At 30.7% G+C, this 15,265-nt stretch carries 12 protein-coding genes and 1 tRNA gene; 5 read left to right on the top strand and 8 right to left on the bottom strand.

Annotated features, from left to right (window positions below):
• Window positions 1-245: 245 nt before the first annotated feature.
• Window positions 246-6,188: an alpha-2-macroglobulin family protein gene (locus IEW40_RS00065; protein WP_188616034.1), complete on the bottom strand. Its 5,943-nt coding sequence runs from the start codon at window positions 6,186-6,188 to the stop codon at window positions 246-248.
• An 18-nt stretch (window positions 6,189-6,206) separates the two neighbouring features.
• Here IEW40_RS00065 and IEW40_RS00060 point away from each other — a divergent pair, with 18 nt between their 5' ends.
• Genes IEW40_RS00060 through IEW40_RS00045 form a run of 4 tightly spaced genes read left to right on the top strand, consistent with a single transcriptional unit; the run spans window position 6,207 to window position 8,901 of the window.
• Entirely contained in the window at window positions 6,207-7,025 is an 819-nt protein-coding gene (locus IEW40_RS00060) for a UbiA prenyltransferase family protein (RefSeq protein WP_188616033.1), read from the top strand.
• The gene (gene recF / locus IEW40_RS00055) at window positions 7,026-8,108 is read left to right on the top strand and encodes a DNA replication/repair protein RecF (RefSeq protein WP_188616032.1); all 1,083 of its coding nucleotides are present in this window, start codon (window positions 7,026-7,028) and stop codon (window positions 8,106-8,108) included. It begins immediately after the preceding gene.
• Window positions 8,109-8,142: 34 nt separating this feature from the next.
• Window positions 8,143-8,577, top strand: a complete 435-nt coding sequence (locus tag IEW40_RS00050; RefSeq protein WP_188616031.1) for a hypothetical protein — start codon at window positions 8,143-8,145, stop codon at window positions 8,575-8,577.
• A 33-nt stretch (window positions 8,578-8,610) separates the two neighbouring features.
• Window positions 8,611-8,901 carry a hypothetical protein gene (locus tag IEW40_RS00045; RefSeq protein ID WP_188616030.1) on the top strand — a complete coding sequence of 97 codons (291 nt, stop codon included), beginning with the start codon at window positions 8,611-8,613 and terminating at the stop codon, window positions 8,899-8,901.
• Here IEW40_RS00045 and IEW40_RS00040 read toward each other — a convergent pair.
• From IEW40_RS00040 to IEW40_RS00030, 3 genes are all read right to left on the bottom strand, one after another.
• Window positions 8,879-10,912: a transporter-like protein gene (locus IEW40_RS00040; protein WP_188616029.1), complete on the bottom strand. Its 2,034-nt coding sequence runs from the start codon at window positions 10,910-10,912 to the stop codon at window positions 8,879-8,881. The genes IEW40_RS00045 and IEW40_RS00040 overlap by 23 nt on opposite strands.
• A 3-nt stretch (window positions 10,913-10,915) precedes the next feature.
• Window positions 10,916-11,563, bottom strand: a complete 648-nt coding sequence (gene mtgA / locus IEW40_RS00035) for a monofunctional biosynthetic peptidoglycan transglycosylase (protein WP_188616028.1) — start codon at window positions 11,561-11,563, stop codon at window positions 10,916-10,918.
• 64 nt (window positions 11,564-11,627) lie between these two features.
• Entirely contained in the window at window positions 11,628-12,674 is a 1,047-nt protein-coding gene (locus IEW40_RS00030; protein WP_188616027.1) for an ABC transporter substrate-binding protein, read from the bottom strand.
• A 50-nt stretch (window positions 12,675-12,724) separates the two neighbouring features.
• Here IEW40_RS00030 and IEW40_RS00025 point away from each other — a divergent pair.
• Window positions 12,725-12,798, top strand: a tRNA-Arg gene (locus IEW40_RS00025).
• Window positions 12,799-12,842: 44 nt separating this feature from the next.
• Here the strand turns inward: IEW40_RS00025 and IEW40_RS00020 are convergent.
• The 4 genes from IEW40_RS00020 to IEW40_RS00005 form a co-directional block, all read right to left on the bottom strand.
• Entirely contained in the window at window positions 12,843-13,310 is a 468-nt protein-coding gene (locus IEW40_RS00020; protein WP_188616026.1) for a PEGA domain-containing protein, read from the bottom strand.
• Window positions 13,311-13,334: 24 nt separating this feature from the next.
• Window positions 13,335-13,718, bottom strand: coding sequence for a hypothetical protein (locus tag IEW40_RS00015; protein ID WP_188616025.1), 384 nt, complete (start codon window positions 13,716-13,718; stop codon window positions 13,335-13,337).
• A gap of 81 nt (window positions 13,719-13,799) precedes the next feature.
• Window positions 13,800-14,732: an SPFH domain-containing protein gene (locus tag IEW40_RS00010; RefSeq protein WP_188616024.1), complete on the bottom strand. Its 933-nt coding sequence runs from the start codon at window positions 14,730-14,732 to the stop codon at window positions 13,800-13,802.
• Between the two features lie 43 nt (window positions 14,733-14,775).
• Window positions 14,776-15,265, bottom strand: a 490-nt coding sequence (locus tag IEW40_RS00005) for a hypothetical protein (protein WP_188616023.1), incomplete at its 5' end; no start/stop codon positions are given.

Below are 15,265 nucleotides of genomic sequence, written 5' to 3'. Positions count from 1 at the left end.
TTTATTTGATATTTATCAAAAAAATATTGTTTCATAAAACTAATGTATAGGTGTTTTCATTATGAAGTTACTACTTTAAGCACAACAAAGAACTTTTAAAATTTCTTGTAAAGGGTTAAAAACATTGTAAAATTTAATTCATTCTTTTTTTTTAAATAAAAATCATAGAATTTGTCAAAAACTAAAATCATAGCATAAAAAAGTCGAGCTAAAAGCCCGACTCTCATATTGATTTTAATAATTAATTATTCCGAAATCGAAACCTTAGTTCCTTGTGTATGCGCATTCATTTGAGGTGCGTAATAATTTTGCAAAGTAGTAATTCCATTGCTGAACGTTCCTGCAGCATTACAAATATAATCGTACTCGAAAACGTATTTTCCTTTTGGCATATATTCTATGTAGAAATTGGTAGAAGCATCTTTGGTGACTTGATAATAGCCCAAATTATTTTTCCATTGATAGCCAGAAAGCACATCAAGTGGCTCAAAACCTGCAGCTCTCATATCTTTCAGGTGGATAAATTCCATATTTCTATCGGTGTTCAGAATCATTCGAACGGTCACTTTATCACCGATTTTTAACGGCGAATTTTCTGTAATTTTTTGCAATTCTTCACCATTTACCGTTTTCACTTTTTTGTACAATTCTTTGGTGATAGAAATGTAACTTTCCGAAGATTTTATTTTGTCTAAATCCTCGTAATATTGCCAGAATAAACCGCCTTGCACAATTCCAGCACCTGGCTTTGTTATGGTTACAGTTGCCAAATTTTTATCCAATTTATCTGAATTTACCGCAGATTTCACATAACCCGTCGCTTTTGTATCAGGATTGGTAAGTTCTTTTCCTCCCCAAATAATCGTGGCTTTATCGCTTTCCGCAGAAGTCCAAGATTTTCCTGAATTTAAAATGGTATAAATTACTTCGGCAGTACTTCTAGAAGTATCCCAATTAGAAACTTCTTTTTGGGTAATGAGCCAAATTTTCATTTCTTCCACAAAATTTTGGTCGGATGTTAATTTATTGAAGGCTTCCAAAGCACCTGCGTGATTGACGGTTTTAGAAGAATACCAACCCCAATCATTGAGATTTTGTTTCCAATATACACCTTGTGATTCACTTTGTACAGAAGTTTCTTTCAGATAAGTCATCAATTTTTTAGAAATATCTTTTAATTGATAAGCATCAAAAAGCAACGCTGCTCTATGCAAACCAAAAAAGGAAAAATCAGTAATCTTTGCTGTTTTCGCTTTTGAAATCACTAAATCTTTCATTTTTTTACCATCACCTTTCAATGGAAATTCTTTTTCCCAATAATGACGAGTATCCAAATAGTCTAACACATAATTGCTCCAAACATTTTCTTTTTTCACCTCGAAATAACGCCCAACTTCATTATCTAAATATTTCACCAATTGAGAAACCATTTCTTTTTGTTCGGAAGACTGATAATCTGCCAAATTTCCTTTCAACCATTCATTAATTCTGCCTAAATTTTTCAAAATATACAATGAATTGTAGTAAGAACTTGGGTAACCTGAGTACCAAGAAAAACCGCCATCAGGATTTTGCAATTTTTTCAGTTCGCTCCAATCATCATTGATGGAATTTCGCATCGTATTTGCATCAAACAATCTTGCCAATTTCTGCATTTGTTCGGTTTCGTTTTTAGAATCTAAAACCCAAGGTGTTTCTTCTAACAATAATTGTTTCAATTCTTGGTTTTTCTCGAGATTAGAATTGAGTAAACCTTTACTTTGATATTCATCAAAAACGGTTTTCATTTTCGGATTGGCTTTGAAAATCTCAGACGCCAAAACATCAGCAAACCATTTATTGAAAACCACATCAGCCGAAAGATTGTTGTCATTTTTAAGACTTGGCAATGCAAAAATCACTTCCCAAATTGGATTGGTTGTGAGTTCTAAAGTATTGGAAACATTGGTTGCTGTTTTAGAAGAATTATTTTTCAAATTTTCTAAAACAAAAGTTTTGGTTTGTCCTTCTTTCACAAAAATAGGAACAGCATCAGTAACCAGCATTCTATTCGGAAGAACTGCGATTGCTTTTTGTTCACCATCAGAAAATTCGCCTGCTTTTGCTACATTTTTAATGATGATAGAAGAAACTCCATTCGGAACTTTTACATTCCATTGAACGGTTGTACTTCCGTTGGCATTTAATGTAAATGTTTTTTGAATGTCATTCAAATTAAATTTTAAAGAAATATCTTCGTTAGTAAACGCATCTAAAATTTGTAAAACCGCAAAACCGTTGAGTTGTTGAGTGGTTAAATTGCTCAGTTTCGATTTGAAAATCAATTCATCGCCTTCACGTAAAAATCTAGGATAATTCGGCGTTACCGAAAATTCTTTTTGCGTAACAATGTTTTTTTCTAAAGTGGCAGATTGTGCATCTTTAGTATGCGCAAGAAACATCAGTTTCCATTGAGTCAAAACTTCTGGAGAAGTAAATTCAAAAGAAACATTTCCGTCTTTGTCTGTCATTAAATTTGGATAGAAAAATGCGGTTTCGTTGAGATTTTGGCGGACTGGGATTTTGTCTAAATTTTCTTTATCAATTACACTAGATCCCGTCATTGACGTTTTCTTTTGAGTTTGATAACCTACCATTACAACTTCATCTACTTCTTTAGATTTTGCTGAATCCATTCTTTCTGCATTTGCCATTGCAACAGGAGCTGGTGGAGCATTTGTAGCAGATATCATACCTTCAGAAACAATACCATATACTTTTCCTTTTAATCGATAAGTAATTCCACCATCAAACCAGTTAAAATCTGGGATTTCCACTTGCTTATAACCGAAATATTTTAATCTTTTATTGTAGCTCAATTGTTGTAAACCATCATTCATCGCATATTGAGAAACATAAAAAGGTCTGTCATAAATCTTTTGCCAAGAATAGGTGTTTATTGCAAATTGGTCTAAAGATTTATCGTACATATTGGCTAAAACTTCGGCTGTTACTTGCTCTTTGTCTTCACCAGAAATTTTTACCGTCCATTTTTCTTTAGAATTCGGTTGCAATTTATCTCTGAACGTAACCAACTCTATTTTCAACGGCTTTTTGTCTGATAAAATCGTTAAGTTTTTAGAAATTGTTTGTACATCATTATACGCTACCAACTGAAACTGAACATTCAACTGATTGATGCTTTCATCTTTTGGAAGCGCAGTTTCATACACCAAAACACCATTTTTAATACTTTTTTGTTCATAAATCGTTTCACCGTTTCCGTTTTGAACATAAATATTAACCAAAGCATTCGGAATAGCAGAATAAACATAGAATTTCGCTTTTTCGGTTCTTTTCAATTCTGTTTTTTCCTGAAGAACTTTTAAGAAAGGTTTTTGGTTTTCAGAAAGTTGGGTTTTATCAAAAACTTCAAAAATTTTCTCGGTTTTAATCGTGTCTTTTTCTTCGATGTTGAAGAGTTCGAGTTTGTATTTTCCTGCAGGAAGCTTGCCAATTTCTAAGTTGCTTGAACTTCCTTGCTGACTAATTAGTTCAGAATTAAAACTTGTCATTCTAATAATTTTAGAATCTGGAGTTTTTTCAAAAACAACTTTTTCAACTTTATTTTCCTTTTCAGATTTATCAAAATAATCATTCGGGAATTTTTGTACAAAAGTTTCTTTATTCAAAACAGGAAAGTCTTGAATTTGGCTTTCAAAATTGTTTCTGAAAATTCTTTCCTCTGGTTGTAAGGAAGATAATTTTGCGGTGTACGATTTTTTCAGATTTTGTCCGTCATAATTTTTGGTTGCCACCGTCAATTTCAGATTTTCATCAGAAAAATAATGTTCCTTGGCATCAGCAACTTCGATATAATGCGAAACCGAAGCTACTTTTATGTTGGTTTCGGCAGATTGCGTTTCTCCGTTGATGTCTGTTACCGAAGCATTGACCTGATAATTATCTACCTGAATTCCTTCTAAATTTTCATCTTTTTTAAGGTCTAGTTTTATGGTAAACTCCCCTTTTTCATTGGTTTTGGTTTCGCCCAAAATAGAATTTTCATTATCATTTCCACGAGGATACCACCAGAAATATCTCCATCTGATGTTTTGTTTTTTAATTTCGTAATTTACTGTAGAATTACTCAAAGGAACACCCGAAAACATCATTGCTTTTCCTTTGATTTCAATGGTTTGTCCGTATTTGTATTCTTCTTTCAAAGGTTCAAATTCTACTTCAAATTTCGGACGTTTGTATTCTTCTACTTGGAAATATTTTATACCTTCAATCGAATAATCTGTAATTTCGTCATCATCATTATCAACCTCAATGGTAAATTGTCCGTTTAATTTCCCATTAGGAAGCGTAAAACTACCATTCACAGAACCAAATTCATTGGTTGTTAAAGTTTGTTTGCTTACTTCTTCATCATTTACATCTTTTAAAATGACATTCAATTTTACTTTTTGTATCGCCTTTTCCTTATTTTCATCTCCATCAAAAGACGTAGCAATTGCTTTAAAATAAACAGTTTGCCCAGGTCTATAAATGGCTCTATCTAAGAAAATCTGAGCTCTTTCTTCGTTATGAATTTTATTAGTTCTATCACCATATTGATTTCCATAAACATTGATAAAATTGAAATCATTCGTTTTTGGCTGTCGAACCAAGAACAAACGGTAATATTCTTTCTGCAAATTTTCAGGAATTTTAAAAACCCCAGCTTCATTGTTAATCATCGAAACTTTTGGCGAGAGTTTATTATTAACAAATTCATAGAGTTCTAGATTTTCTTTTGGTAGAATTTTACCATTTTCTCTGTTGACCAATTTCAGTTCATCTTTTATAGACGAAAGGTCATTTTTCTTTTGATAAATAATAATCGACTGACTGGCAACCAAAAAGAAATTTCCTTGCACTTTTCCGTCTACCAAATATTCTCCCACATAAATTCCTGAAGGAAGCGGCTTGAGCTCTAATGAAGTTTTGTGCGTTTTATAATCTTTAGTTACTGGCAAATGATAGACTTCTTTTCTTACTAAGGATTTCTTGATATTGGTGAAATTTTCCTTTTGCCAATTGTTTCTGACATATAACAGAAAACCTTGATAATCTTCTTTTACTTCGTAAATATTGAGTGAAAATTCATTTGCATTTTTATAATTGGCCACCAAATGAATGGGTTTATTTGGAAGAGTATATTGCTCTAAACTTAAGCCAAGAGTAGGTTGCAAAACGGTATTTTCTAGATTTTTGATATTCTCTAAAAAAGGAGATTTAGGATACGCTTTTTTTACTTTTGCAATCCAAGAAAGGGCTTCTTCAAATTTTTGATTATTGATTAAATCTTCTATAATTTCTTTTGAAATCTCCACCTTATAATCTCCTTCTGTAGCAGAATTATAAAGCGCCAAAAGTTGCTCTTGTTTATTCTTGCAACGACTAGAAGCGCAATCTGTATTCAGTTTTTGGTGTTCGAAATAAAGCTTCGAATTTCCTGTATTTTTAGCGATGACGTATTGATAAATATCTGAAACTTTAGATTGATTTTCTTTGAGTTCATTTTTGGTAAAATAATTATAATTTTTGAGAAAATCTATGTTTTTCAAGGCATTATAATCATAAAAACTAGGGAAATAGTCTATATTTTCGGTTTGATTAAATATCTCAGCGTATTTTGCAGTTTTGATGTTTTGAAGTGCTTCACTTTGTTTTTCTAGTTTGGCAAAATGTTGGGTAAAGAAATTTTTGAAATCGAGTTTACTCCACGTTTCTATTTGTGCAAAATCTTGATTGTTGACATTGGTTCTTTGGTTAATTTTCCACTGATTTTCATTATAATAATCTTTGAAAAAATCACCCAACAAAACATTGAAAACCAGTTTACTTTCTCCAACCAATTTTTGGTCAAATGTTTGTAATTTTTTAAAAAACTGAGAAGCCGCATCGTTTTGCGAGTCATCATGAGTAAGATTCACGATGCTAAATTCTGCTTTCAAAGATTTAATCAATTGAATTGCATTTTCTTCTTTAATCGCTCGATTTTGAAGGTCTAAAATTAAAGGCAAATTGCTTTTATAAGTACCTTTAGAATAATTATCAGCAATTTTTTTCCACTGGGTATCGTAATAATTTTGTGCTTTCATCTGTGAAAAAAAACAAATTAGAGTAAAAAGGAATAAGATTTTGGTCAGATTTTTCATAAACTTTATTTTTGAAAAATGAATTATATAAATGTACTAAAAAAATTGGTCATAAAGTCGCAGTTTTATGTTTCTTTTTGCGCCACCTTATTGGGGATTTTCGTTCTGAAAGAACAAGAATCTTACCAAAACTCTTTGGCCGTGGTACTTTTCATGACTTTTTGGAACGGATATATCTTTACAGTGTTTCATAAAAAGAAAGATGCAATATTTTGGAATTTGGTTGGATTTGCCATCATTAGTTTTTTAATTTTTAAATATTTTAATTTTTTATTTTACTTCAAATGGCTCATTATCTTATTATTAGGAATTTTATACAATGCAGATTTTTTTAAAATCAACCTCAGAGAATTTTCATTGGTCAAGACATTTTATGTAGGATTTGTTTGGGCAATGACTTTGGTTTGGTTGCCTTTTAATAATGATTATTTTTGCAATAATGATTTTTCATCGGACTTTATCCAAAGCTTTATTATGTCGTCACTTCGTGACTTCCCAATTCATTGGTTTTTCATTATCTTTTTGTTTATTTCTGCCATTACTTTTCCGTTTGAAATTCGGGATTTAGAAAGAGATGATTTCATTACTTTACCGAAGAAAATCGGCATTGAAAACACTAAATATTTAAGCTACTTTTTTCTATTTTTAAGTTCGGTTTTGGCAGCCTTTTCATTGAAATTTGAATTTGCTATTTCTTTTTTCTTTACCTCAATTTTTGCTTCTATTTTGATTTATTTTTCTGATAGAAAAAGAGAAGATTGGTATTATTCTTTTTTGATGGAAAGTTTGAGTTTATTGCCGTTTTTGATTCTCATTTTATTGAAGTATTTTTGCTAAATGTTCGTTAAAAATTTAAAAATTATCAATTTTAAAAATCATCCAGAGAAAATTTTCGATTTTTCTGCGGATATTAATTGTTTTGTAGGGAACAATGGCGCTGGCAAAACCAATATTCTAGATGCTCTTCATTACATTTCGATGGGGAAAAGTTTTTTGGGAAATTCTGATTTTCAAAACATCAAAGAACAAGAAGAATTCTTTTCAGTTGAAGCAGAAATTGAAGGTGAAGAAAAAAACGACATCATTAAAATTCTTCTACAAAAGGAGGCGAAAAAAATCATCAAAAAAAACGATAAAACCTACGAAAGAATGGCAGATCACATCGGTTTTTTGCCCAGTGTAATGATTTCTCCGTATGATGCCAACTTAATTTCTGATGGTGGAGAAAGCCGCAGAAAATTTCTAGACGCGATGATTTCTCAGACCGATTCTGATTATCTTTTCCATCTTATTCAATACCAAAAAACACTTCAACAAAGAAATGCTCTATTAAAATATTTCCAGAAAAATAGAACTTTCGATGCAGATTCTTTAGAAATTTATAATGAACCCATTACCAAATTTGGGACACAAATTTTTGAAAAAAGAAAGCTTTTTGTAGAGGCTATTTTGCCTACCATTCAGCATTTTTATGAAATTATTTCAAAAGGAAACGAAAAGGTAACGGTGACTTATGAAAGTCATTTGAATGAACAAAATTTTGAAGAAATTTTAAAAGAAAACCTCGAAAAAGATAGATTGCTTACTTACACTTCCAAAGGAATTCACAAAGATGATTTGCGTTTCGAAATGAATGGAAATTTGATTAAAAAATTCGGAAGTCAAGGTCAACAAAAATCGTTTCTTATCGCCTTGAAATTGGCTCAAATCAAGAGAATTAAAGACATTACCAATAAAAATCCGATACTTCTACTCGATGATATTTTTGATAAATTAGATGACCATAGAGTTTCGCAATTGATAGAATTGGTAAACGAACAAAATTTCGGACAAATTTTTATCACAGACACACACAAAGAACGTACAGAATCTGTGGTAAAAAGGATAAATGAGGAAAGTAGGATTTTTGAGATAAATTAGCCACGAATGAACGAATTATAATAAATAGAATTATATGAAATATTTTAAATACATATTTTTATTATTTTTCACAGCTTTGTTAACAAGTTGTATGGAAATTAATTCTGAAAACCCAAAAGAAATTTTTGAATTATGGACAGGTCATCAACAACCAAAGGAAATAACATTAGTAAATGGAAAATACTGGCAATCTGCACACTGGACAAAAGAATACGAAATATATGCTGAAATAAAATCTACCGAAACTTGGTGGAACGATTTTAAAATAAACAACCAATTAAGTGATTTTAAATCTTTATTCAATAATGAAATTCAAGAAAAATTTTATAAAAATAAAAATGAAGAGATTATAAAACAACCGAATTGGTTTAATCCCGAAAAATCTTCTGAAATTTTCATAAAAGGTAGTTCAGAGTTTTTTTGGAATTCAAAAACAAAAACTCTTTTTGTACACGCAATACAATTATAAAACTACAGATTTCTACGCTAGGCTTCGCAAGACATGAAAAAGAAAAGAGAATATCAAAGTTCAGAATTGGTGAAAAGTTTTGCCAAAATCTATGGTTTTGAAGATAAACTTCTGGCTTTACAAGTAAAAGATTTTTTGGAAGATTATCTAGACCAAGCTCTTTTTAAAGAAATAGAAAGTGTGAACTTAAAAGAAAATATTTTAGAAATAAAAATAAAATCTGCTCTTCTGAGGAATGATTTCAGAATGAGGAAATCGTTTTTCTTGAAGAAATTCAAAGAAGAATTTGGCTCAGAAAAATTTAATGATTTGTACGTTTTGTAAATTCTTCCATTAATTTTTTTGAACTTTCATCTAAACTAGAACGTATTGGCAAAAAGAAAATTAAAGGATGTCTTAAAAAGTATCTAATAATGTGTTTATTAATAATCTTAACCTCGCCAAATCTCACTTTTCTAGACCTGAATGCTAAAAACATCGATAAACCAAAACTCACAATAAAATTACAAAAACCAATTAAAAAAACGGTTACAAAAGAAATCCAAAAAGTATATAAATCTACCGAAAACTCTTTGCCATAAAGACCTATAGCAAAATTACCTCCTGCAAAAGTAATGTGTCTGATGTCTATATCTAAATTAAAAAAATGGGCAACGGTAGCGGTAGAACCTAAGAAAATCCCCAACCAAAAATTAGACATTATACCCGCCCAATTATTAGAATAATATCTGGACAAACCTTCAGCAAAATTTTTCCCAAAAATATTTTTGATGTACGGATTATTTTCTATTCGTTCTGGTATTTTATAAAAAACTGACCTATTGCCTACATTACCCGCAATTACACCAGAAATAAACAAATAAACACCCGCTAAAGAAGCATGTAAAAGAGCTTTTGATTTGAATGGATCTAGGTCGTGAATGAGTTTAGAGGCTTTTTCGCCCGCTGCAAAATTATACCCAAAAAGAACATCTAAACCGTAAATAATAGCTAATGCTACAGGAAAACTCCATAATACGTTTCCAATAAATGCGATAAACTGACTTCTGAATAATTTAGAAACCAAATGTGCAAATTCTGTGTAGTTTTTTCTGGTATTTTTAGAATCCGAAAGCACTTTTGCCATGGTAGCAGCCGTCATTGCTGGTTGTTTGGTTGCCAATGTGAAATTCATTAAATAAATCATAATGAACCCCATAGAATAATTGAAAGAGTATAAAAAAGCATGGTAAAAATCACTGCCGGGGAAATAAGCGTAGAGCATCTTCATTACACACAATGCACCTACAATAATTCCTCCACCACTCGCTTTTTTCAGCATTAGCCAATACTCTTTTTTAGAAGTTGTAATATAATTGGTGCCCGTTTCAGCGGTATGAGACGTGATAAGGTGAGACATGAGCGTAGTGCTGTCATACACCAAATCTCTGATATTATTTCGGTGAGATTTATACTCTAAAATACTTGTTACTAAAGCTTTAGAATTTACAGAAACATCTGATTCTTTGTTAATTACCAACAATTCTAAAATTTCAGAAATCCTTTGCAATTGTTGTCTAATCTTCAGCAATGCAAGGTTTATTTTACTAGAAATACCATAAGTAGATGCATTTTTAAAAGCAGTATTCACAAAAGCAAAACCTTGTTTTAAATAGATTTTAATTTGTTTATAATGTACATTTTTAGAATCTAAAACAATACTATTATCTTTTTCAAAATCTTTAAAATACCATTCTAGTTCTTTTTGTAAAGCCAAAAATGGATTGTCAAAATCTTTATATTCTGGTGCCATTTTTAGTACATCAACTTCCAAGGCATTTCCTACAACTCTCCATCCTAAAATATTCATCGAAAAAATTAGTTCTTTTTTCACTCTCGGCAGCATGATTAGTGTATCTAACCTTAGGAGTTTAAAAAGTTCATCAGATTGTTGTCTGTATATTTTTTTAATGTATTTAAAATCTGCTTTATCCCGAAAAAAAACTTCAGAAATAACTTCAGAAACTGTATTTGCTTCCTCTACTGGAGGTAAAAACTTATCTAAAATTCTTTTTCTCAGTTCTGGAAAAAATGCATTTTCAGAGAGAATATTTGCCTCTGTCAAAGATAGATTGAAGGCTCTATTTTCAAAAATATTCTTAATATAGTAAATTAAATTCTCTTTAATCTCCGAATTTGACTTCAAAAAATCGATTAACTCATTTACATCTTCATCTTGCAAAGCTTTAAAAATCTGAGCGAATGGTTGTAAGTCACGCGTTTCGTTCTTGAAAGAAAAATATCTCTCAAGAAGTTCTTTGCTGCTTTCTTTCTCAAAAAATTTTCTAAAGTTCACTTATTAATCTTCTAAAGTCATGTAATTCATTTGTTTCAAAACCCTAGAATGTTTTCTAATCATTGCTCTGGTAGGATTTTTGGGGTCATATTTTTTAGGACTTGGCAAAACCACTGCAATCCAAGCGGCTTCAGATTTGGTCAAGTTTTTGGCACTTTTACCGTAATAATATTGCGATGCTGCTTCTATTCCGAAAACACCTTGTCCCATTTCTATTGAGTTTAGATAACGTTCAAGAATAATTTTTTTATTCCAGGCTTTTTCTATGGTAAACGTAAAAACCGCTTCTAGACCTTTTCTGAAATACCCACCACCATTCCATAGAAACAGATTTTTAGCAGTTTGCTGAGAAATGGTACTACCGCCTCTTATTTTCTTCTTTTTTTGATTGTCTTCGTACGCTTGTTGGATGGCTGTAAAATCAAAACCATTGTGTTTATAAAAATTTTGGTCTTCACTAGCAATTACCGCTCTTTTTATATGGTCACCCATTTCATTATAGCTGATGTAATCTCTGTCTAATTTTTGGTATTTTACCAATCCTTCTATCTGGATAATGGTGATTATGGGATTAAAAAATCGCCCCCAAATTAAAGAAAGTACATTGATTATGACTAAAATATAAAATACACGTTTGATGAATTTCCACATAAATTTTATAAATTATGATTGATAAATATTTATTGATTTTTAGATTTCTAGTACAAAAATAGAATTATTTTAATCTTTTCATATACTTTAAGCCATCTTTTGGGAAAATTTCTGGATGAAAAATGCTAATATAATCCTTCAAAACCCAATCTGCATGCACTACTCCGCTTTCAAAATAATCGTTGGCACTTCCTTTTTCGCTTCCACCAATGGTATAAATCTCACCAGATTGATAGACTTTCATTTTTTCGTAATTAGGATTTATAGTAAGCAATTCTCTCTTATTTTTATGATTGCCTACATTTACCCAAAATTGAGCATTTTTTGCTTTAGCAAAGACTTCTTCGAAGCTTTTTGGGGTAGATTTTGATTCTGTATTATCTCCGAAAATATACTTTGCACCAGCATCTTTTATAAAATGAGCAATTTGCGTTTTTCCGCCCGCTACAAACCATTGACTGCCATACATTTCATTGGTTAAAACTTTTGGTTTGATCTCTGATTTCTGCGCTAATTTTTGGTAATGATAATAGTTTTTTTCAATACTTTTGTACAATTCTTCCCCTTCTTTTTTCTTTCCTAAAAGTTGACCAAAAACCTTGAGATAAGCTGATTTTTCTAAGGGTTTTTCTTCTAAATATTCATCTAAAAATATGATTTCAATGCCATTTTTTTTCAAAACTTCATAGGTATTTTCAAAACTAGCCACATAATTGGTAAAAATAGCGTCTGGGCGAAAAGCAATAATTTTTTCCACATCATATTTTTGTTCATTTCCTATATTTTGAATTTTATTTTCTTTAATAAGTTGATGAATTTTGTCTGAAAAAATATATTCTGGGCTAGTAACCCCTATGACTTTTTCTTCTGCACCTAATCCTATGATGTAGCCCACTAAACTGGCATTGAGCAACATTATTTTCTTGAAAGGCAATTTAGAATGAGGAATTTTATAGGTGAATTTCCCTGATTTTAAAGTTAAAAAATCTGCATTTTCTTGAAAACGAACGTTTTTCGAAATCAAAACCTCATCAGTTTTTAATTGGTAAGTTTCTTTCTTACAAGAAAAAACAAAAAAGAAACAGAGAATAATAAAAAAAAGCTTTTTCATACTGTAAAGAAAGCAAAAAAGCATTATATTTGCAAACCGAAATTTGTAATGGACGCATAGCTCAATTGGATAGAGCGTCAGATTACGGCTCTGAAGGTTGAGGGTTCGACTCCTTCTGCGTTCACAAAAAATCCCGAGAAGTTTCTCGGGATTTTTTTATTGAAGTTGTTATAATTTTTCTAGTTGACCTATTTTTTTCCAATTTGGGTCTTTTTCAAGAGAAACGGCGATAAATATATCCTTTTTATTAGATTTATTAGTTAAGGTACCTTCTTGCAATTGAGCATTAACTTGATCTGGAGACAACTCATAAATAGCTCCGGTAATTGGGTCAATTACTATACCGATTAGCCCTCCAAAAATAAGATTTCCTAAATACCAAGCATTAAATTTCTTAGTCAACTTAGTCTCATAAGGTTTGTATCCGTCTAATTTAATAACTACAGAATGTTCTTTTTTTCTTTCTAATTTAGTCTGAAATGGGGTTTTTCCTACTTCTACTTCATTAATATAAATACTAGCATTAGTAGGTGTAGAATTAAAGCTAACATTTTGTTTACTTCCACAAACAATTGTAGCACAACTAGATAACATCAAAGTACTTAGTACTCCTAAAGAAAAGATAATTTTTTTCATTGATTTTAATTTATATTATAATAATTAGTTTTTTTGTAATTGTATTTGTCTTATACTAGAAATATCACCATTGTATTTATAAAACTCTATTTTCATCCTTTGACAAGTACTTATAATGTCTGGAGATTTGGATTCTATAATTTTCACAATATTAGCACCTATTTCTCTTGCTCTCTTTCTAGCCTTAGATAGATTAGAATAAAAATCGCAGTCTGTAGAGAAACCACTATCTGCAAATTTAATAGTACCCAAAAGTTCTGATTTTTCTGGAATAGGTTGATGAACATCTAGAATTGCTATTTGAGAATCAATAGGCAAAGAATCATACCTCTTTGTAACACTTTCTCTAACAACAGCATTACAAGAAAATAAAACGAATAAAATAGTAGAATAAATAAATTGTTTCATGGTTAATTGATTTAACAAAGATAAAAAAAACTTTTGCTAAACGCAAAAAAAATCCTGTCTAAAAACAGGATTCATATTATTTTAATGCGTATGGTCTTTCGGTGGTTTGGGATAATTAGTTTTATCTGCTTCTTCTAATTTCGAAGCTGACACCATGGCTGCCATCATATCATTCAGCATGTTGCTAGCCGCAGTTGGCGAATTTGGTAAAAGGACCAAATTACTTCTGTTGTTAGCCCCGATAGAATGCAGGGTATCGTAATGCTGGGTAACCACAATCAGCGATGAAGCTTCTTGCGAACCAATATTCACATTGTTGAGCATTCTTACAGATTCTTCTAGACCTTTGGCTATTTCTCTACGTTGGTCTGCAATCCCTTGGCCTTGTAATTTTTTAGATTCGGCTTCAGCTTTTGCTACAGCTACTATTCTTATTCTTTGTGCTTCAGATTCGTATTCAGCTGCCGTTTTTTCACGTTCTGCAGCGTTGATACGGTTCATGGCATGTTTTACTTGTTCATCTGGGTCTATATCAGTCACCAAAGCTTTTACAATGTCATAACCATAACTTTGCATCGCTTCTTGTAACTCACCTTTTACCGCAATTGCGATATCATCTTTTCTTACAAAAACATCATCTAATTTCAGTTTCGGAACCTCTGCTCTTACTACATCAAAAACGTATGAAGTAATTTGATTTTCAGGATTTTCTAATTTATAAAAAGAATCTGCCACCTGTTCTTTAATCACTTGATATTGCACCGAAACTTTCATTCTAATGAAAACATTATCCAAAGTTTTGGTATCAATCATCACATCTAATTGTTGAATTCTAAGATTCATCCTTTTAGCGACTTGGTCTAAGAATGGGATTTTGAGATGTAAACCAGCGTGTCTCACTGAATGAAATTTACCCAAACGTTCTATAATAGCTGCTGTAGCTTGCTTCACGGTAAAAAAAGAAGCGAATAATGTTACTAGTCCTAAAAAGACTATAATTCCTAAATATCCCATAGTTTTTATATTTTATTGGTTAGTGGATTAATTTTTAATAAAGTTACAAAAAAGATTTTGTTTTAAATAAAATAAAAACTGAAAGAACTAAAAATATGAAACCAAAAACAGAAAAAATGATAAAACCAGTAAAACTATTATCCTCCATTCTATCATTCTCAATCTCTAAATTGTAATAATCATTTCCCTCTTTTGTTTTAAATTGAGCAATATAAATAGTTGAATAATTCAAATATTTATCTTTAAAGCTTAATGGTAAAATATGAGTTATTTTTTTCTTATAATCTTCTGAAGTAATTCCAATATTTATTGTATCACCTTTTCCATAATTATTCATCAAATATTCATTATAACCACTATCTTTGAAAGTAAATATTGGAAAATTTTTCAAATTTATTTCCATTGAATTCGAACCTTTACTTCCCTTTATTAACTTTACATTTTCATCCAAAACATCCTTAATATAAACAATGTCTTTTTCAAAAATTGGTTTATAATAATAAATATTTACTGAAAATAAAAAAAATATTACT

This window comes from Cloacibacterium rupense (assembly GCF_014645495.1).
GTDB lineage: Bacteria > Bacteroidota > Bacteroidia > Flavobacteriales > Weeksellaceae > Cloacibacterium > Cloacibacterium rupense.
This window is presented reverse-complemented; position numbering and strand designations above follow the sequence as displayed.

What these genes read in the sequence shown, in the direction of transcription:
- IEW40_RS00065 (WP_188616034.1), bottom strand. Translation starts at nt 6,188, where the DNA reads ATGAAAAATCTGACCAAAATCTTATTCCTTTTTACTCTAATTTGTTTT.
- IEW40_RS00060 (WP_188616033.1), top strand. Translation starts at nt 6,207, where the DNA reads ATGAATTATATAAATGTACTAAAAAAATTGGTCATAAAGTCGCAGTTT.
- recF (WP_188616032.1), top strand. Translation starts at nt 7,026, where the DNA reads ATGTTCGTTAAAAATTTAAAAATTATCAATTTTAAAAATCATCCAGAG.
- IEW40_RS00050 (WP_188616031.1), top strand. Translation starts at nt 8,143, where the DNA reads ATGAAATATTTTAAATACATATTTTTATTATTTTTCACAGCTTTGTTA.
- IEW40_RS00045 (WP_188616030.1), top strand. Translation starts at nt 8,611, where the DNA reads ATGAAAAAGAAAAGAGAATATCAAAGTTCAGAATTGGTGAAAAGTTTT.
- mtgA (WP_188616028.1), bottom strand. Translation starts at nt 11,563, where the DNA reads ATGTGGAAATTCATCAAACGTGTATTTTATATTTTAGTCATAATCAAT.
- IEW40_RS00030 (WP_188616027.1), bottom strand. Translation starts at nt 12,674, where the DNA reads ATGAAAAAGCTTTTTTTTATTATTCTCTGTTTCTTTTTTGTTTTTTCT.
- IEW40_RS00020 (WP_188616026.1), bottom strand. Translation starts at nt 13,310, where the DNA reads ATGAAAAAAATTATCTTTTCTTTAGGAGTACTAAGTACTTTGATGTTA.
- IEW40_RS00015 (WP_188616025.1), bottom strand. Translation starts at nt 13,718, where the DNA reads ATGAAACAATTTATTTATTCTACTATTTTATTCGTTTTATTTTCTTGT.
- IEW40_RS00010 (WP_188616024.1), bottom strand. Translation starts at nt 14,732, where the DNA reads ATGGGATATTTAGGAATTATAGTCTTTTTAGGACTAGTAACATTATTC.